This window comes from Phaeodactylibacter xiamenensis, from assembly GCF_000759025.1.
In the GTDB taxonomy this organism is placed as follows: Bacteria; Bacteroidota; Bacteroidia; order Chitinophagales; family Saprospiraceae; genus Phaeodactylibacter; species Phaeodactylibacter xiamenensis.
Window position 1 is genome coordinate 130,690 of the sequence record NZ_JPOS01000092.1, and the last position, 17,746, is coordinate 148,435.

General features: G+C 53.1%; 14 protein-coding genes. 11 read left to right on the forward strand and 3 right to left on the reverse strand.

Features of this window, described 5'->3' with window-relative positions:
- Positions 1-115: 115 nt before the first annotated feature.
- Positions 116-994 (reverse strand): bifunctional methylenetetrahydrofolate dehydrogenase/methenyltetrahydrofolate cyclohydrolase FolD, encoded by an 879-nt coding sequence (folD, locus tag IX84_RS28150; protein ID WP_044229255.1) that lies wholly within the window; start codon positions 992-994, stop codon positions 116-118.
- 130 nt (positions 995-1,124) lie between these two features.
- On the opposite strand from folD, the gene IX84_RS28155 reads away from it, so the two are divergent.
- The 4 genes from IX84_RS28155 to glgX all read left to right on the forward strand — a co-directional run bounded on the left by IX84_RS28155 (position 1,125) and on the right by glgX (position 4,980).
- On the forward strand, positions 1,125-1,781 hold the full coding sequence (locus tag IX84_RS28155; RefSeq protein WP_044229256.1) for a YggS family pyridoxal phosphate-dependent enzyme: 657 nt from the start codon (positions 1,125-1,127) through the stop codon (positions 1,779-1,781).
- A gap of 11 nt (positions 1,782-1,792) precedes the next feature.
- The gene (locus IX84_RS28160) at positions 1,793-2,560 is read left to right on the forward strand and encodes a Rossmann-like and DUF2520 domain-containing protein (RefSeq protein WP_044229257.1); all 768 of its coding nucleotides are present in this window, start codon (positions 1,793-1,795) and stop codon (positions 2,558-2,560) included.
- Between the two features lie 3 nt (positions 2,561-2,563).
- On the forward strand, positions 2,564-2,845 hold the full coding sequence (locus tag IX84_RS31700) for a hypothetical protein (protein ID WP_052516479.1): 282 nt from the start codon (positions 2,564-2,566) through the stop codon (positions 2,843-2,845).
- Between the two features lie 80 nt (positions 2,846-2,925).
- Positions 2,926-4,980 (forward strand): glycogen debranching protein GlgX, encoded by a 2,055-nt coding sequence (gene glgX, locus IX84_RS28170; protein WP_044229258.1) that lies wholly within the window; start codon positions 2,926-2,928, stop codon positions 4,978-4,980.
- 1 nt (position 4,981) lies between these two features.
- Here the strand turns inward: glgX and IX84_RS28175 are convergent, their stop codons facing one another.
- Entirely contained in the window at positions 4,982-5,245 is a 264-nt protein-coding gene (locus IX84_RS28175) for a NifU family protein (protein ID WP_044229259.1), read from the reverse strand.
- A gap of 5 nt (positions 5,246-5,250) precedes the next feature.
- Positions 5,251-6,348, reverse strand: a complete 1,098-nt coding sequence (locus tag IX84_RS28180) for an Mrp/NBP35 family ATP-binding protein (protein ID WP_044229260.1) — start codon at positions 6,346-6,348, stop codon at positions 5,251-5,253.
- A gap of 110 nt (positions 6,349-6,458) precedes the next feature.
- On the opposite strand from IX84_RS28180, the gene IX84_RS32260 reads away from it, so the two are divergent.
- The 7 genes from IX84_RS32260 (at position 6,459) to IX84_RS28215 (ending at position 17,732) form a co-directional block, all read left to right on the forward strand.
- Positions 6,459-8,456, forward strand: a complete 1,998-nt coding sequence (locus IX84_RS32260) for a bifunctional riboflavin kinase/FAD synthetase (protein ID WP_072013693.1) — start codon at positions 6,459-6,461, stop codon at positions 8,454-8,456.
- A 12-nt stretch (positions 8,457-8,468) separates the two neighbouring features.
- Positions 8,469-9,206 (forward strand): RluA family pseudouridine synthase, encoded by a 738-nt coding sequence (locus tag IX84_RS28190; protein ID WP_044229264.1) that lies wholly within the window; start codon positions 8,469-8,471, stop codon positions 9,204-9,206.
- Between the two features lie 156 nt (positions 9,207-9,362).
- Positions 9,363-9,953, forward strand: a complete 591-nt coding sequence (locus IX84_RS28195; protein ID WP_152605279.1) for a hypothetical protein — start codon at positions 9,363-9,365, stop codon at positions 9,951-9,953.
- A gap of 174 nt (positions 9,954-10,127) precedes the next feature.
- The gene (locus IX84_RS28200) at positions 10,128-10,469 is read left to right on the forward strand and encodes a hypothetical protein (protein ID WP_044229270.1); all 342 of its coding nucleotides are present in this window, start codon (positions 10,128-10,130) and stop codon (positions 10,467-10,469) included.
- Positions 10,470-10,482: 13 nt separating this feature from the next.
- Positions 10,483-16,011 (forward strand): T9SS C-terminal target domain-containing protein, encoded by a 5,529-nt coding sequence (locus IX84_RS28205; protein ID WP_044229272.1) that lies wholly within the window; start codon positions 10,483-10,485, stop codon positions 16,009-16,011.
- A 42-nt stretch (positions 16,012-16,053) separates the two neighbouring features.
- The gene (locus IX84_RS28210) at positions 16,054-17,103 is read left to right on the forward strand and encodes a PorP/SprF family type IX secretion system membrane protein (protein ID WP_044229275.1); all 1,050 of its coding nucleotides are present in this window, start codon (positions 16,054-16,056) and stop codon (positions 17,101-17,103) included.
- Between the two features lie 47 nt (positions 17,104-17,150).
- A complete protein-coding gene (locus IX84_RS28215) occupies positions 17,151-17,732 on the forward strand; it encodes an acyltransferase (protein ID WP_044229277.1) in 582 nt (193 codons plus the stop codon).
- Positions 17,733-17,746 lie beyond the last annotated feature (14 nt).

The window sequence follows — 17,746 nt, forward strand, 5'->3', positions numbered from 1 at the left end:
AATTTTTGAACCCGCCCTGCTCCGGCTTCCACCAACAATACCAAAAAACCACAATACCACAATACCAAAAAACCACAATACCACAATACCAAAAAACCACAATACCCAAAAAAACCTAATACACCTCCCCCTTAGCCGCCCGCAGCGTATTCATCAGCAGCGAAACCACGGTAAGCTGCCCAACACCGCCCGGGACAGGAGTAATCCAGGAGGCCTTTTCCGCCACCGCTTCGTAGTCCACATCTCCGCAGAGCCGGTAGCCTTTTTCAAGCTCCGGCGCCTCCACACGGTTGATCCCAACATCAATAATGACTACACCTTCCTTGACCATATCCGGCTTTACAAACTCCGGAATACCAATGGCCGCCACCAGGATATCTGCACGGCGGGTATGCTCCGCCAGGTCTCTGGTGCGGGAATGGCAAAGCGTCACCGTAGCATTACCGGGGTAGCCCTTGCGGGAAAGCAGAATACTCATGGGCGTGCCCACGATACTGCTACGTCCCAGCACCACGACCTCTTTGCCTTCGGTAGGCAGTTCATAACGGCGAATCATTTCCAGAATGCCGGCGGGTGTGGCAGGCAAATAGCAGGGCATGCTTTGCGCCATACGCCCGAAATTGACCGGATGGAAACCGTCAACGTCTTTTCGGGGGTCAATGGCGAGGGTTACCCGCACTTCATTGATGTGGCCCGGGAGAGGCAATTGCACGATGAAACCGTCGACAGCGTCATCCTCATTTAGATTATGCACCACTTTGAGGACTTCCTCTTCTGAAGTGTCCGCAGGAAGGCGGACCAAAGAAGATTCGAAGCCGACTTTTTCGCAGGAACGGACTTTGTTGCGCACATAAACCTGACTGGCGGGGTCTTCCCCCACCAACACAGCAGCCAGGTGCGGGGCACGCTTGCCGGCAGCTTTCAGCTGTTGGACTTCCTCTGCCAGTTCTGCGCGGATTGTTTTGGCCAGAGCTCTTCCATCAAGTATCTGCATAGGGCTTATTTTTGCTTCAAAGGTAGGAATTAATCAATAGACTCCAGTCAATTCTGTGACGGCAAAGCGGACAACCTTGGTGCCGCTGAAGTGTTAGAACCAAAAAGCAAAAACGACGATCCACGCAAATATGAATTTCAAGGAACTCCAACAGCAGCTTGCCCAAACCAACACCCGCCTCATCGCAGTCTCCAAAACCAAGCCCAATGAGCAGATTATGGAATTGTATGAATTGGGGCAGCGTGACTTCGGTGAAAACCGGGTACAGGAGATGGCAGACAAATACGAAGCCCTGCCCAAAGATATCCGGTGGCACTTCATTGGCCACCTACAGACCAACAAAGTCAAGTACATGGCGGATTTTGTGCACCTCGTCCATTCCGTAGACCGACAGAAAGTCCTAAAGGAGATCAACAAGCGAGCTAAGCAGTCCGGCCGGGTGATCGGCTGCCTGCTGCAATTCCACATCGCAGAGGAGGAAAGTAAATTTGGCTTTGACCTGCCGGAAGCTAAAGCTATGCTGGAAGGAGCCGCTTTTCAAAACTTTGAGCACGTGCGCATCTGCGGGGTCATGGGCATGGCGACCTTTACGGACGATCAGGATAAAGTCCGCAGGGAATTCCAGGCCTTGCACCGGATTTTTGACACCCTCCGCGAAGCGTATTTTTCTGATCAGCCCCACTTTAAGGAAATTTCTATGGGCATGTCGGGCGACTACCTGCTTGCTCAGGAAGAAGGCAGCACCATGGTCCGCATCGGCAGCTTGCTATTTGGCCCTCGAAACTAAATGCCTCTGCTATGAAAATCACCATCATAGGCGCAGGCAATGTGGGCAGCCACCTGGCTCTGACCCTTCATCGGGCCGGTTACAGTATACTACAAATTTACAGCCGGCAGCTTTTAAATGCCCGGCCGCTGGCTGAAAAAGTCGGCGCCACCCCCATTCATCAGCTAAGCGCGGTAAGCACCGAAAGCGAACTGTGTCTGCTTGCGGTCAAAGACGATGCGATCGAAGTAGTGGCCCAAAACCTGTCTGCCTTTTTGCCCAAAACCACTTTACTGGCTCATACCTCAGGCGCTACTCCTTCCACTCTCCTCTCAGATGCCTGGGCGAATTGGGGCGTATTCTATCCTCTACAGACCCTTTCCAAAGGGCAGCCGGCTGATTTCACACAAATCCCTATGTGCATAGATGGTGCGACTCCGGCCATTCAGCAGGCCCTGCAGGAAATCGCCGGGCAGATCAGCCATCAGGTGCACCTGGTCAATGATGAGCAACGCGCCACCTTGCACCTGGCCGCCGTGTTTATCAACAACTTCACCAACGCTATGCTGCAAGCCAGCCATACCCTGACGGAGGAAGCCCAACTGCCCCGCGAGATCCTCAGCCCCCTGCTCCAGGCCACCATCCAAAAAGGTACCCGGCAAGAGCCCCGCATGGCTCAGACCGGCCCCGCCATACGCAGGGACCAGCAAACCATTGAGCGGCACCTCAGGCAACTGGCGAACCATCCTGAGCTTTCAACCGTCTATAAAGCCATCACTTCTTACATTCAAACTTTCTAAAGCATGCGCATCGCCGGCTATATCGAGCACCCCACACTCAAAATCACCATTTTTCAGATGGACAACCGCTTCACCGTTAAGTTTGAAGACGGGAAACACGAACAAGCCTACAAATTCCGCACGGGCGAATACATCAATTCGGTCAACGACATCCGCCGGCTGGTAGATGCTACTTTTATAGAGGAAGCTATGGTCGAAATGAGCCGCCTGCACCGCATTCATCAGGGCGCCCTGCAACGCCTGCAGCCCGAAGAAGCCGAGGACGAGTTTGACGATATTTTGTAAGCCGGAATTCAGACCAGGTATCCTGTACTATATCGGCACGGGTTTGCTTATCTTCAGCCCGGAACAAACCCTTGCTGTTTATGTCCTATCACGCCCAGACCGGCCGAAGTGCACCGCTTGGCGCCACCGTTTACCCGGAAGGCACCAACTTCAGCATTTTTTCCAAGTATGCCTCTGCTGTTGAACTACTGTTGTTTGATGCTAAAGACCACAGCACGCCGCTTCAAATATTCCGCCTCGACCCGGATAACCATAAGACCTTCTACTACTGGCACATCTTTGTGGAGGGAGTGCACGAGGGACAATTGTACGGCTGGAAGATTTATGGCCCATATGCACCGGAAATTGGCTACTATTTCGACGGGAACAAACTCCTGATCGACCCCTACGCAAGGGCGGTTGTAATGGATACCTACGAACGGGAGGCAGCGCGTCACCCCGGGGACAACACCGCCAAAGCCATCAAGAGCGTAGTAGTGGCCAATGGCAGCTACGACTGGGAAGGCGACCGGCCGCTTAACCATCCCTATTCCCACTCCATCATTTACGAGTTGCACGTCGGAGGCTTTACCAAACACGAAAGCTCCGGCGTAGACGATAAACTGCGGGGGACTTACCGGGGGCTTATTGAAAAAATCCCTTACCTGCAAGCGCTGGGTATCAACTCCGTGGAGCTCATGCCCGTACAGCAGTTTGACCCGGCTGATGTACCCGATTCCAATCTGACCAACTACTGGGGCTATTCGCCCATTGCTCTCTTTGCGCCACATACCGGTTATGCCAGTACGGATGACCCGGTTGGTGCCATCAATGAATTCCGGGATATGGTCAAGGCTCTGCACCGTGCTGGAATCGAGGTGATTTTGGATGTGGTCTTCAACCACACCGGTGAAGGAGGCGCTGACGGGCCCATCCTTTCCTTCAAAAGCATTGAAAACCGGGCCTACTACATGCTCGATGAGCATTACCATTACCGCAACTACTCCGGCACAGGAAACACCCTCAACGCCAACCACTCGGTGGTACGCCGCCTCATCCGTGACTGTCTGCGGTACTGGGTGGATGAGATGCATGTAGACGGTTTCCGCTTTGACCTCGCCTCTATTCTGTCCAGAGACGAAGCCGGACGGCCAGTACAAAACCCGCCCATCCTTTGGGAGATCGAGTCTGACCCGGTCCTGGCCCCCACAAAAATTATTGCGGAAGCGTGGGATGTACAGCAATATCAGCTGGGCAATTTCGTCGGTGACAAATGGGCAGAGTGGAATGGAGCCTACCGCGACGACATCCGCCGCTTTCTGAAAGGAGATCAGGGTATGACACAAATAGCAGCCAACAGGATCAACGCCAGCCCGGATTTATTTGGCAAATTGCTGCGCGACCCCAACCGCAGTATCAATTTCGTCACCTGCCATGATGGTTTCACCCTCAACGACCAGGTCTCTTACAACCAAAAGCACAACTGGGCCAATGGCGAAGATAACCGGGACGGCCATAATGACAATCACAGTTGGAACTGCGGCGCAGAAGGCCCCACAAAAGACCTCGTGGTACAGCAACGCCGGATGCGGCAGGTAAAGAACCACCTGACTCTTTTGCTGCTAAGCCAGGGTACTCCTATGCTGTTAATGGGAGATGAGGTGCGCCGTACACAGCGGGGCAACAACAATGCGTACTGCCAGGATAATGAGCTCAGCTGGTTCGACTGGGGCGCCGTAGAAGAGCATAAGGACATCCTGCGCTTCACCCGGGAGCTGATCCAACTTAACCTCAAAACGCCGTACTTTCAGGAACAATTTTACTGGAACAGCCCTAAAGCACTGGGCGGCTCCCGTTGCCAGTTCGGAGGAGTGCGCAACAATCACCCGGACTGGAGCCATCACTCCCATACCTTGTCTTATACCCTAAAGAACAGGGGTTACCCTTACCGCATGCATGTCATGGTGAATGCTTACTGGGAACACCTGAACTTTCAGATTCCAAAACCAAAGGGGGGACAACCCTGGAAACGGATCATTAATACAGCAGTGGAAAGCCCGAACGACATTCTGAGCTTCGAAGATGCCCCTGTCATTCGGGGCGGCGGAGTATATGTCAATGCCCGGTCGGTCGTAGTATTGGTGGATGGGCAATAGTCTATCCCACATTCAGCCCGTTAATGGCTTCCACCGCACTTACCTCGGGGATTTTGCCGATCAGTGCCTGCTCGATGCCAGCCTTCATCGTCATCATTGACATGCTGCAATTTTCGCAGGTGCCAAGCCATTTGATTTTGACAATATGGTCTTCGGTAACATCTACCACTTCCACATTGCCCCCATCGACAGCCAGGTGAGGCCGGACATCGTTGAGCGCCTCGTCGACGCGTTGAATCAGTTCTTGCTTTTTGGTATTCGACATGGCGCTTAATTATTCATTTTTACAATACGGGTTGGGTCTTTGGTTTCATTGCGGATAGCGATCTGACGGGCGGCATTCTTAGCCACCAGCTGCATAGCTTCCGTGGCGTGAGGTACGTCCCGCAGGACGACCGGCTTGCCTTCGTCACCGCCTTCGCGTATACCCTGTACAATAGGAACCTGACCAAGAAGAACAGAATTGCTTTCCTTTGCCAGCCGCTTACCACCACCTTCGCCAAAGAGGAAGTACTTATTGTCGGGCAGTTCAGCCGGCGTAAACCAGGACATATTCTCCACCACCCCGAGAATTGGTACATTGACCGAAGGCAGGAGGAACATATTCATAGCCTTGATGGCATCAGCGATCGCGACTTCCTGCGGCGTGGTCACCAGGATGGCGCCCGTCACAGGAACGGTTTGCACCAGACTGAGCTGAATATCACCAGTACCAGGCGGCAGATCAACGATGAGGTAATCCAGAGGCGGCCAGACGGTATCATTGAAGAACTGCTTGATAATACCGGACAGCCTGGGCCCACGCAGCACCACTGCCTGTTCTGGTTCAATAATAAAACCAATGGACATCACCGGCATACCGTAAGCTTCCAGTGGCATAATCTTGGGCTGATCGTAGATTTGCTTTACCTGTGGCCGCTGCCCCTGCAAGCCCAGCATCGTTGGGATGGAAGGACCGTAGAGGTCAGCATCAATCAAGCCCACCTTTGCTCCCAGCTGTTTGAGCCCCAGTGCCAGGTTGACGGAGATGGTAGATTTGCCCACGCCGCCTTTGCCAGACCCCACTGCGATGATGTTCTTAATGTGGCTGACCGGGCTGTTGGGCTGTTGTTGTACCCCAGGCGCAGCACTGATCATATGGACGTTCACGTTCGCCTCCGGGTACACTTCCTGGACGGCTTGCATGCACGCAAAATTCATATCCGACTTATTCCTGGAATCCAGGGATGGCAATTCCAGTGAAAAATTGATATTATTGCCGTCGATTTCAAGGTCGCGCACCATATTCATCGTGATAATGTCCTGACCGGAGTTCGGATCAGTGACTTTGGTTAGCGCCTTTACTATTTTTGTTTTATCAAAACTCACTCGAGCTAATTTCTATTTAGATTGAATAGGATTAAGAAGAAAAGCAAAATTACAAACAATTAAAAGCCCAGAACAGTTTTCTAGCTGTTTTATACATCAGCCTACTGCGCATGAGAGTTTTCAATGACCTGAATGATTTACCGGATTTTCAAAACGCTGTTGTCACCATCGGTTCATTTGACGGTGTCCATCTGGGGCATCAGCAAATCCTGGAACGGGTCAAAGGGCTAGCGCGGCAGTGCGAGGGCGAGAGTATCGTAATCACCTTTCACCCCCACCCCCGGCTAGTCATCTATCCCAGGGACAACACCCTGCAGCTCATCACTTCCATTGACGAAAAGGTAGACCTGATGCGGCGCTACGGTATCGACAACGTGGTGGTGGTACCATTTACGGTGGAGTTCTCTCAGCAGAGCGCCGATGAGTACATCCAGAAATTCCTGGTAGAGACCTTTCACCCCCGCTATATAGTTATCGGGTATGACCACCGATTCGGGCTCAACCGGCAGGGGGACATCAACTATCTCAAGTGGCACGGCGAACAATCCGGTTATGAAGTCGAGGAAATCGGCAAGCACGAAGTGGAAGACATCGCGGTAAGCTCCACCAAAATCCGCAAGGCGCTGGAGCAGGGCGCTGTTGATCAGGCGCAACGGCTGCTGGGCCACTATTTTTTTCTGACCGGCACGGTGGTGCACGGCAATAAGATCGGGAAAAAACTGGGCTTCCCAACGGCTAATCTGGATCTGAACAACCGCCACAAACTGCTTCCCCCAACCGGTATATACGCTGTTTACGCTTACCACAAAGGGCAACGGTACGGCGGCATGTTATACATCGGCGACCGCCCCACCCTCAAAGAGTACCAAAACAAAACTATTGAGGTCAACCTCTTTGATTTTGATAAAGACATCTATGGCGATAAACTGAGGCTCGAACTTGTGGCCCGTACCCGGGACGACGAGGCCTTTGCCGGGCTGGATCAGCTCAGTGAGCGGCTTGCACAGGACCGGCTGGAAACCAAAGCCATCATCGAATCCCGGGAAAGCAAACAAGCGAAAAAAAAAATAGCAGAAGCACCCCGCGTGGCCATCGTCATCCTCAATTATAACGGGAGAATTTATCTTGAGCAGTTTCTGCCGAAGGTCCTGGAGCATACCTCCGGCAACTTTGAGGTCATTATCGCAGATAATGGTTCAACAGATGACTCTCTGTCCTTTTTGGCGGAAGCCTACCCGGAGCTCAGGCACATCGACCTCAAGACAAACTACGGCTTTGCGGAAGGTTACAATCAGGCACTGGCCCAGGTTGATGCCCCCTATTTTCTGTTGCTGAATTCTGATGTGGAAGTTACCCCTGGGTGGCTGTCTCCCCTTGTGGAGCTCCTGGAACGCGATCCTGCGGTGGGTGCCGTACAACCCAAAATTCTGGCCTACCATGAGCGCGAAAAATTCGAATACGCCGGGGCGGCCGGCGGCTGGCTGGACAATCTGGGCTACCCTTTTTGCCGGGGGCGTATCTTCTCCGTTACAGAGACCGACAAAGGGCAATACGATGAGCTGCAGGAAGTCTTTTGGGCAACGGGGGCTGCATTTCTGGTAAGATCGAGCCTGTACCGGCAGCTCGGAGGCTTTGACGGTGATTATTTTGCTCATTCTGAGGAAATCGACCTGTGCTGGCGCATCAAGCGCGCGGGCTACAAAATCATGGCCCGGCCCCGCTCCGTGGTTTACCACGTTGGCGGCGGCACACTTTCCTATAATACCCCCCGCAAGGCATTTCTGAACTTCCGCAACAGCCTGTTCACCCTGGTTAAAAATGAGACAGGCAGCCGGCTGGCCTGGATCTTGCCGGCCCGCCTCCTCCTCGATGGTGTGGCCGGATTGCTGTTTTTATCCCAGGGTAAATTTCAACACATCGCATCCATAGTGCAGGCCCACTGGTCCTTTTTCGGTCAGTGGCAGGCCACCTGGCGCAAGCGGCGGGAAAACCAGGACCGGGTTGCTAAAGTGAGCATTGCCAGCAAGCCCAATCTCTGCGGCCGCTACCCCAAAAGCATTGTATGGGCCTTCTACGCCCGCAACATTCAGTATTTTAAAGACCTTTAACCCAACCTGTCCATGCCAAAATACCAACCCGAAATCCTGCATCAGGACAATGACCTCCTGGTCGTTAACAAGCCCGCGGGCCTGTTAACCCTACCCGATCGCTTTAAGCCAGCCGAAAAGCCTAATCTGAAAACCCAGCTAGACCAGCTATTTGGCAAGGTCTGGACTGTACACCGGCTGGACCGGGAGACTTCCGGGCTGTTGGTCTTTGCCCTCAATGAAGAAAGCCACCGCAGCTTATCACAGCAGTTTCAGGAACGCACGGTAGAAAAAGCCTACTCCGCTATCCTTGACGGCTGCCCAGCGGAAGCAGAAGGCACTATCGACCGCCCCATCGGTCCCAACCCGGCCAAACCCGGTCAAATGATGGTCGTCAGGAAAGGTAAGCCATCCGTCACTCACTACAAGGTACTGGAATCCTTCCGGCAATTCGCATTGGCAGAATTCCGGATCGAAACCGGGCGTACCCACCAAATCAGGGTACATGCCGCTGCCATTGGGCACCCTCTGGCGGTGGATGCCTTTTACGGGCGGCGCGAAGCCCTTTATCTTTCTGAAATCAAAACCCGGGGCTTCCAACTCGGCAAAACCAGTGAAGAACGCCCCCTGCTGAGCCGGATTGCCCTGCATTCGAGCCGGCTCTCCTTTGTGCATCCCGGCAGTCAACAGCCATTGCTCATTGAGGCGCCAATGCCCAAAGACCTGCGTACGGTGTTAAATCAGCTTAGAAAATGGGGAAAAACACCTTAGCCCTCTTTGAAAAATGCGATTTTTTTGTAGCTTGCCCTGCAAAGAAAATACTCCTATACCCTTCGCTGACAATCACTAAGACAACCCTGAGTTTTTGTAGTCTTTATTTCTACACCCGGCCTGTTGCGCTTACACACAGGCTATACTACAGCGGATATGCCTTTTAGAACGGTACTGAAAATATGGGTGGGGCTGCTATTGCCCCTGTGGGGATGGGCGCAGCCCGAAAAGGCAGGCTTGGAGATCGCAGGCAAGCTTGGGCTTTGTGACCCACTCACCTCCAAAAGCGGGGAAGTGTATGAGAGCGCCCCCTGCGCAAACTGCAACATTGAATACATTCCGCTCATTGGCAGCAGCCAAAATCCGGACCTCCTTTTTATCGAAATCAACTCGGCTTCCCATTGTGGTTCCGGTGGATGCAGCGGTCAGATTTATGCACGGCGTGGCCCTTCCTACCAGCAGATTCTGGGCTTGTTCGGTTACTTTGAGCGCAGTGTGCCTCAGCCTGGTAATCAGCCGGCAGACCTCGTTTACCTTCATGTGGACAGTGGCAGCCGGGATTACGATGGCGATGGCATGGAGGACCGGGCCAGTATCTGGATCCAATACCGGTGGAACAGCAGCACGGAACAGTACCTGCCGCATGACATTCTCCGTATAAAAGTCAACGAACGAAGCATCCCCCTTGCGGCCAAACGGACCGCCCTGCTCAGGGAATGGACCCGGAATAACCGGTGGTCCTTTTAGCCTGCGCTCCGTTTGCCCGCTACTTTTCCCAATATTTGTCGCCAATAAAGTAGAATTAACAGCTTTTGGATGGGGATTTGCACGTGGAATAGAATATTTTTGCAGCAGTCCTGCCTTCAGATCACTTGGTTGGGGGCAAAGGGTTCTACATACTGATTAGCAAACCACCAAACGATGATGAACCGCCCCCCAACAGCAGTAGTCCCTGTTGAAAAAAAAGCAGACTGCTTTGAAGACCATTTTAAATTGTTATTTTTGTTCAGCCCTTATAATAAGAGGGCAGGCGGCAACTCATGCTTTAAAACAGCAACACCCTTTCGTCAAGCCGCTAAATCTATCTATCTTATCCCACCAATTTACGGAAACCATGACACTGGTACGGCCAGTCTGGATTATTCGGCAGCATGTCCACCCTCAGACATTTTCCGGAGGTGGGACGCTAACGGTCAGATAATTACGGCTCAATCCGCAAAATTGACTTCGGAGCATCCGGAATTCTACATTCAAACCAAATAGAAATTCTCACTTCATGAGCATGCATAAACGCCTACTCGTATTTTTTGCCCTTTTCATTTCTGCCGTTTCCGGCCAGGCCCAGAACTTCCTCATGGGAGAATCGCCCCTGATCAATACCTGCGACGGGTTGTTCCTGGATACGGGCGGCAATATGAACGGATACGGGCCCAATGAAAACCTGGAGACGACCTTCTGCCCCACGGGCGCTGGCGAGAATATTCAGCTGACCTTTCCGGGCATGAATATTCAGCCCGGTGACCTGTTGTGCTTTTATGACGGGGAGAATACCAGTGCCCCGCTACTGGCCTGCTCCGACGAGCTGACCTATGGTAATGGTATTATTATTCAGGCAACAGCGGCTAACCCTTCTGGCTGTGTAACCGTGACCTTCACCTCTGACGCAACCGCCGAAGATGCAGGCTGGAGTGCCAATATTGAATGTATTCAGGATTGCCAGACGATCTTGTCTACTATCGCTTTTTCCAACCCTGCGATTGTACCTGCCGATACTGGTTATATTGACATCTGCCCCGGAGACCGGGTATCCTTTGAAGGGGCAGGCCTCTATCCGCAAAATAACCTGGACTACCCTCAGTCCGATCTGACCTCCACTTTTTTGTGGAATTTCGGCGACGGCTCCGAAGCCGTTGGCCCAAACGTCTCCCATGAGTACTCTGAACCTGGAGGATATACCGTGCAGCTTACCATCACAGATACGGAGGGCTGTACCAGCACTAACTTTATCTCGCAACGGGTGCGGGTATCGACTTACCCTGAGTACAACTTTGGCGACGCTTTGCTGCCAGGCTGCGTGGGAGATACCATTAGTCTGGTTGGAACCGTGGATAGCATGTTTAATGGTGTGGATGTTGCCGCCTCTACGGTGGAAGGCAGCTTTCAGCAAGGGGGCAGCCGTTCTGACACCCTGCTGCTCCCTGATGGCAACGGTACGAGCTACTTCTCCTCGGTAGGCCTGAACCAGTTCCCTCCGGGAGCGACCCTGACCAACTCCGACCTGCTTTCCAGCGTATGCCTGATTATGGAACACTCCTACGGTGGTGACCTGGACATCGAGCTCATCTGCCCCAACGGGCAATCTGTTTTCATCTTAGATTATGGCGCGTCTTCCGTTGGTTCCACTAACTTTGGTGAGCCCTTTGCCACAGGGGGAGTAGACAGTCAATCCAGCGACCTGACCCCCGGTGTGCCCTACGAATACTGCTTTAGCATGACAGGCACGGATTATGGCACACTCAATGCTGAAGCCGGTGACTACCAATACACCTACACGACCGTGCCGAGTCAGAATACAGGCCAGACCTTTTCTTATATGGATTCCTACTTCCCGGAAGGAAGCTATTTGCCTCAACAAGATTTTTCCAACCTGGAAGGCTGCCCCCTCAATGGCGAATGGACCATCCGGGTGCAGGACAACCTCTCACAGGACAATGGCTGGCTCTTCCAGTGGGGCCTGAATTTTGACCCCAGCCTGTTTGCCAACCTGGAAACTTTTCAGCCGGTCATCACTAACTGGGGCTGGATCGAAACGGATAATATGATTTTCTACAGCCAGGACTCTATTTCCGCGATCCCGGAAAATGCAGGCACCTCCAGCTATACCTTCACCGTGGAAAATGACTTTGGCTGCACTTTCGACACTACCGTCAATATACAGGCGCTGCCTATTACGCATCCGGACTGCTACAGCTGTGGTACTTCAGACAGCCCGCTGACCGATACGGTTATATGTGAGGGCGAAAGTGTGGCGCTCGATGCCACTTCGCCCCTTGCAGGCATGGTACCAATTACATTTGAACAAATTCCGCAAATTCCTTTCGGTGCAGCCAATTATCCTAACAATAACCCTTACGAATCCGTCATTAGTGTCAACAGCATCAACCCGCTGGTATTAACGGACCCCACCACGCAGATTGAGTCGGTATGTGTCAACATTGAAACCAACTGGAACGGAGACATTAATCTGTTCCTGGAATCGCCAACCGGGCAGACCCTTGAGCTGAGTACCGGCAACGGTGGTGGCTCTGACAACTATACGAACACCTGCTTCACGCCTGCGGCAATCACTCCAATCAATACCGGGACAGGGCCCTTTACCGGTGATTTCCAGCCCGAAGGGGACTGGGCAGACCTGACCGGCAGTGATATAAACGGCAACTGGATCCTACGGGCTTCTGATGCCTTTGCACCCAATGATGTTGGCGAATTCATTTCCTGGTCCATTTCCTTCAATAACAATAACGATGTGACCTACAGTTGGGTAGGAAATAACTTATCCTGCACAGATTGTCCGGACCCCGTTGCTACTCCAACCATGACCACAAGTTATATTGTGGAAACCAATGACAGCTATGGTTGTGTGGGTATGGATACGGTATTGATCGGTGTGGTTTCGGATATCCCTGCCCCCCAGGTGAGCTGCGTGGTTACCGGTCCTGGCGTGCTGCAGTTTGACTGGACAGCGGTGGGTGACTTCACACAATACGAAATCCGGGCAACGATCAACGGCGTGACCGGCAACTGGGAAGGGCCTGTTATGGGTACATCCTATGAGCTTTCCGGACTGAACAATAGCGACAACGTCACCTTTGAGGTACGCGTCTTCACAGGGGGGGCTCAGCTGGACTGCGAAGTTGCCGTAGGCGAAACGGTTTGTTCCATTGCGCTTTGCACCCTTACCGGAACAGCGGATGCACTAACCGACCCCACCTGCTTCGGCGCTGCTGATGGTAGTGCAACCATTACAACGCAGGGGGGCACCGCACCACTTATGTTCAGCCTTGATGGAGGTACGCCACAGTCTGATCCTACCTTCACCGGGCTGAGTGCAGGCAATTATCAGGTCATTCTCAATGACGCCAATGGCTGCGCAGACACCCTGCAATTTGGGCTCAATGAACCAGATACGCTCACAGTCAGCCTTCAAATCACAGCAACGATTGATTGCCATAACGGCTCTACCGGTGCGATCTCAGCGACAGCCAACGGCGGCAATGGTGGCTACAGCTACAATTGGGAAGACCCTGGCATAGGGGATACGCCAACGCCGGATGGGCTAACCGCAGGTACTTATATCCTGCAAGTCTCTGACGCCCTCGGGTGCACGGCCACCGACACGGTTACGATCAGCCAACCGGATTCTATCATCATCCAACTCGCCCCACAGGCTGCCAGTTGTGCTGATTTGGAGGATGGCGCCTTGCAGAGTGTGGTCACCGGAGGGGTGCAGCCCTATGACTATTCCTGGAGTAATAATGCCACCACTCCGGAAATCAATGGCTTACAGGCAGGCAACTACTGCCTAACCATCACCGATGGCAATGGATGCCAACAGATCGCTTGTACAGAGGTTACTTCGCCCCCGGCTTTACTTATCGACTCATTAACCTTTACGCCACCCCTTTGCAACGGAGGCGACAATGGCTCCGCTACCGTCTTTGTCAGCGGCGGGACCGGAACTTACAGCTACAACTGGAGCGATAATCTTGCTCAAAGCAGTGCAACCGCAAATATGCTTAACGCACAAACCTATACGGTGAGCGTAACGGATAACAACAACTGCATGACTGAACAATCTGTGACCCTCACTGAACCGGAGCCGCTCAGCGTGACCTTTCAAATACAGGATGCCAGCTGCAACGGTGGCTCAGATGGCTCCGCTACTGCACTGCCGGAAGGCGGAACCGCTCCTTACACTTTCAGCTGGAGCAATCAGCAGGAAGGGCCTGCCGCTGACGGTTTAGAGGCAGGAGCCGTACAGGTTACAATTACAGATGACAACGGATGTATGCTGGAGTCTTCGATAACCCTCGATGAACCGCAGGAAGCAGTAACCCTTGAAGTCATGCAGACCCAGCAGGGCTGTTTCGGAGCACAGGATAATCAGGCAACGGCGACTGGCTTTGGCGGCACAGGCGGCTTTACGTACAGCTGGAGTAACGGCCAGAGTACGGCAACGGCTACCGGCCTGGACACCATCCCTTATACTGTAACCGTGACAGATGACAGCGGGTGTACCGCAGTGGATACGATCCTTCCAGCCGACCTCGAAGAAATATCGTTCCTGATTATCACCAATCCGCCTTCCTGTAATGGGGTGGTCGACGGACGGCTTGGGATTAACCTGATCACTGGTGGCAACGGCCAAACCTTTGAAGACTATTCCATTACCTGGAGTACAGGAGATACAGGCCCTATTACCGACGGACTGGCTGGTGGGCAGACTTATTCCGTGACCGTAACAGATGGTCAAGGCTGCGAACGGATTAGAGACCGATTCCTGCCTGAACCTCCAGCCATTACAGTGGAAGTCGCTACCGATAGTGTAAGTTGTAATGGCGGAGCAGATGGTACAGCTACCGCTGTGGAAGTCACCGGAGATGCGCCCCCATTCACCTATGACTGGAGCAACGGTCAAACCACAGAAACCGTTGCAGGCCTGGCAGCAGGTACCTACACCCTCACGGTCAATGATCAAAATGGGTGCGCTGGCATTGCAGAATTCAGAATTACAGAGCCTACGCCACTTGAAGCGACGCTGGAAAGTGAGGATATCGATTGTTTTGGCAACCTCAATGGCACGCTTACAGCACTACCGGCTGGAGGCACACCGGGTTATGCCTTCAACTGGTCAAACGGGCAAAACGGCAGTTCCGCAACCGGCCTGGGAGCAGGTTCCTATACCCTAACCCTTACGGACGCTAACGCCTGTGAGATCATTTTAACCGATAGCGTGGATTCTCCGGAACCACTCATGGTGGGCCTCTCCGCTCAAAATCCGATTTGCTTTGATGAGGCAAACGGCAGCATTCAGGTTAATGCCACAGGAGGAACTCCCCCCTACCGATACAGCCTAGACAATGACTTCTTCTCAGGTTCCAGCTTGCTGATTGGGCTGGAAGCAGATGACTACATCGTTTATGTAAGGGATAACAACGGCTGTATCAGCAGTGAAAATACATCTATCAGCAATCCACCGGAACTCAAAATTGACGCCGGGCCTCAGAGCTACACCATCACCCTTGGAGACAGCATACGGATTTATGGCACAAGTGAAAATGCCACGGGTAATGTTAGTTTCACCTGGATCCCACCCTACGAAGGCACCCTGAGCTGTACCGACTGTTTCAATCCGGTCGCCTCACCGGAATTTTCTATTTTGTATGAATTGGTTGGCGTAGACTCTCTGGGCTGTACGGATAGCGATCAGCTGCGTATTTACGTAGAAAAACCGAGGATCGTGGAAGTGCCCACCGGCTTTACGCCAAACGGGGACAACACGAACGACCGCCTGATCGTCCACGGGCAGGAAGGCACTTTCGTGGAAACGTTCCGGGTGTACGACCGCTGGGGCGAACTCGTGTTCGAGCGCAGTGAATTTGAAGTCAACTCCGAAGCCAACGGCTGGGATGGCAACTACCGTGGCAAAGCGCTTATGCCCGGTGTTTACATCTGGCAGGTCATCGTCACCTATCCGGACGGGCGGGAGGAAGCCCTCGAAGGGCAGACCACTTTAATCCGATAACAGCACCCGATTTTGACACACTCAAACCGAAAAAAGCAGACTATGCGTTATATCTACACCATACTATTGTTACTGGGCACCCTGTCTGCCCTGCAGGCACAGGACCCCAGACTGTCTCAGTTCTACGCAGCTCCTCTGGAAATGAACCCGGCGATGATCGGGGTTTTTGAAGGGCGTATGCGCTTTGTGGCCAACTACCGGGACCTTTATCCGGCCATTTTGGACAATAACCCCTACCGTACCCTGGCCGCCAGCTTCGACATGCGCTTCCGGGTGCAGAATGATGACTACTTTGGGCTCGGCATCAGTGCCATGCGCGACGAGGTAGGCCTGGCCAATTTCAACCGGACTAAAGCAAATATTGGGGGTTCATTCCTGAAGCAGCTCGGTGGCTCTGGCTACCGTCCCTACACGCAGTACCTGGTGGCCGGTGCACAGGTAGGCTTCGGGCAGCACGGCCTGAACTGGCAGCGGTTGTGGTTTTCCCAGCAATTTGATGCCAATAATGGCTCTATTGATTTTGGAGCCGACAATGGCGAAGCCTTCGGCGATGAAATGAGTACAAATATGTACCTTGACTTCAACGCCGGCCTGCTATGGTTTATCACCTTTGAAGACAACCAAAGTTTTTACATTGGCGGCTCCCTTATGCATCTCAATGAGCCTAACATCTCCTTTCTGGGTGCCGATGCCACGCCTCTGGACATGCGCTTTGTAGGCCACATGGGCGGAGAGTTCCCTTTAGCCAAAGGGCTTAGCCTGTTGCCGGCAGCGGCAGTGATGAGCCAGGGCCCGCACCTGAGTGTTATGGCAGGTGCCAACTTCCGCTATACCAACCGCGACTGGCGGGAAGTAGCCATCCGGGCCGGTGGATGGACCCATTTTTCCAATCAGCTGGACTCTGGCGTAGGCATGGATGCCATCGTAGCCACCACCGTACTTGAAATGGAACGCTGGAATATTGGGCTGAGCTACGACATCACCACTTCTGTACTGGCTACGGCCAATAACTCCCGTGGTGCATTCGAGGTCAGCTTTATTTACACACAGCCGGCCCGCTGGCGTACGAATGTTACCTGCCCGAAGTTTTAATTACCGTTGGCGTACCGTACTTTTGGCGTAGATCATTTACGCAACGTATGGAAAGCAAGGATTACTATGTGCACCCCTCTGCCTGGGTGGATGAAGGGGCACAAATCGGCAAAGGCACAAAAATATGGCACTTCTGCCACCTGATGCCCGGCGCTGTCATTGGTGAGGGGTGCAGCCTTGGGCAGAATGTTTTCGTGGCTTCCGGTGTGCAAATTGGCAACCGGGTGAAGATCCAGAACAACGTCTCTCTGTACGAGGGTGTCATTTGCGAAGATGAGGTATTCCTGGGGCCATCCATGGTTTTCACAAATGTGATCAATCCGCGGGCTGGTGTGGAGCGCAAGACGGAGTACCGGCCGACGCTGATCCAAAAAGGGGCCACCATTGGCGCTAATGCCACCTTACTGTGCGGCCATACCATCGGCACTTATGCTTTCATAGCTGCAGGTGCGGTGGTGACCCGCGATGTTCCTGCCTATGCGCTAGTTGCCGGGGTACCTGCCAGGCAGACTGGATGGATGAGCGCCCACGGCGAAAAACTTTCCTTTGGGGAAGACCTACGCGCCATCTGCCCGGCAACCGGGACCGTCTACCTGAAAAACGGAGACCGAATCCATCCCCTTTCCTAATCCAACTGCACAAC

What these genes read in the sequence shown, in the direction of transcription:
- IX84_RS28210 (WP_044229275.1), top strand. Translation starts at nt 16,054, where the DNA reads ATGCGTTATATCTACACCATACTATTGTTACTGGGCACCCTGTCTGCC.
- IX84_RS28215 (WP_044229277.1), top strand. Translation starts at nt 17,151, where the DNA reads ATGGAAAGCAAGGATTACTATGTGCACCCCTCTGCCTGGGTGGATGAA.
- IX84_RS28190 (WP_044229264.1), top strand. Translation starts at nt 8,469, where the DNA reads ATGCCAAAATACCAACCCGAAATCCTGCATCAGGACAATGACCTCCTG.
- IX84_RS28205 (WP_044229272.1), top strand. Translation starts at nt 10,483, where the DNA reads ATGAGCATGCATAAACGCCTACTCGTATTTTTTGCCCTTTTCATTTCT.
- IX84_RS28175 (WP_044229259.1), bottom strand. Translation starts at nt 5,245, where the DNA reads ATGTCGAATACCAAAAAGCAAGAACTGATTCAACGCGTCGACGAGGCG.
- IX84_RS32260 (WP_072013693.1), top strand. Translation starts at nt 6,459, where the DNA reads ATGAGAGTTTTCAATGACCTGAATGATTTACCGGATTTTCAAAACGCT.
- glgX (WP_044229258.1), top strand. Translation starts at nt 2,926, where the DNA reads ATGTCCTATCACGCCCAGACCGGCCGAAGTGCACCGCTTGGCGCCACC.
- IX84_RS28200 (WP_044229270.1), top strand. Translation starts at nt 10,128, where the DNA reads ATGATGAACCGCCCCCCAACAGCAGTAGTCCCTGTTGAAAAAAAAGCA.
- folD (WP_044229255.1), bottom strand. Translation starts at nt 994, where the DNA reads ATGCAGATACTTGATGGAAGAGCTCTGGCCAAAACAATCCGCGCAGAA.
- IX84_RS28160 (WP_044229257.1), top strand. Translation starts at nt 1,793, where the DNA reads ATGAAAATCACCATCATAGGCGCAGGCAATGTGGGCAGCCACCTGGCT.
- IX84_RS31700 (WP_052516479.1), top strand. Translation starts at nt 2,564, where the DNA reads ATGCGCATCGCCGGCTATATCGAGCACCCCACACTCAAAATCACCATT.
- IX84_RS28195 (WP_152605279.1), top strand. Translation starts at nt 9,363, where the DNA reads ATGCCTTTTAGAACGGTACTGAAAATATGGGTGGGGCTGCTATTGCCC.
- IX84_RS28155 (WP_044229256.1), top strand. Translation starts at nt 1,125, where the DNA reads ATGAATTTCAAGGAACTCCAACAGCAGCTTGCCCAAACCAACACCCGC.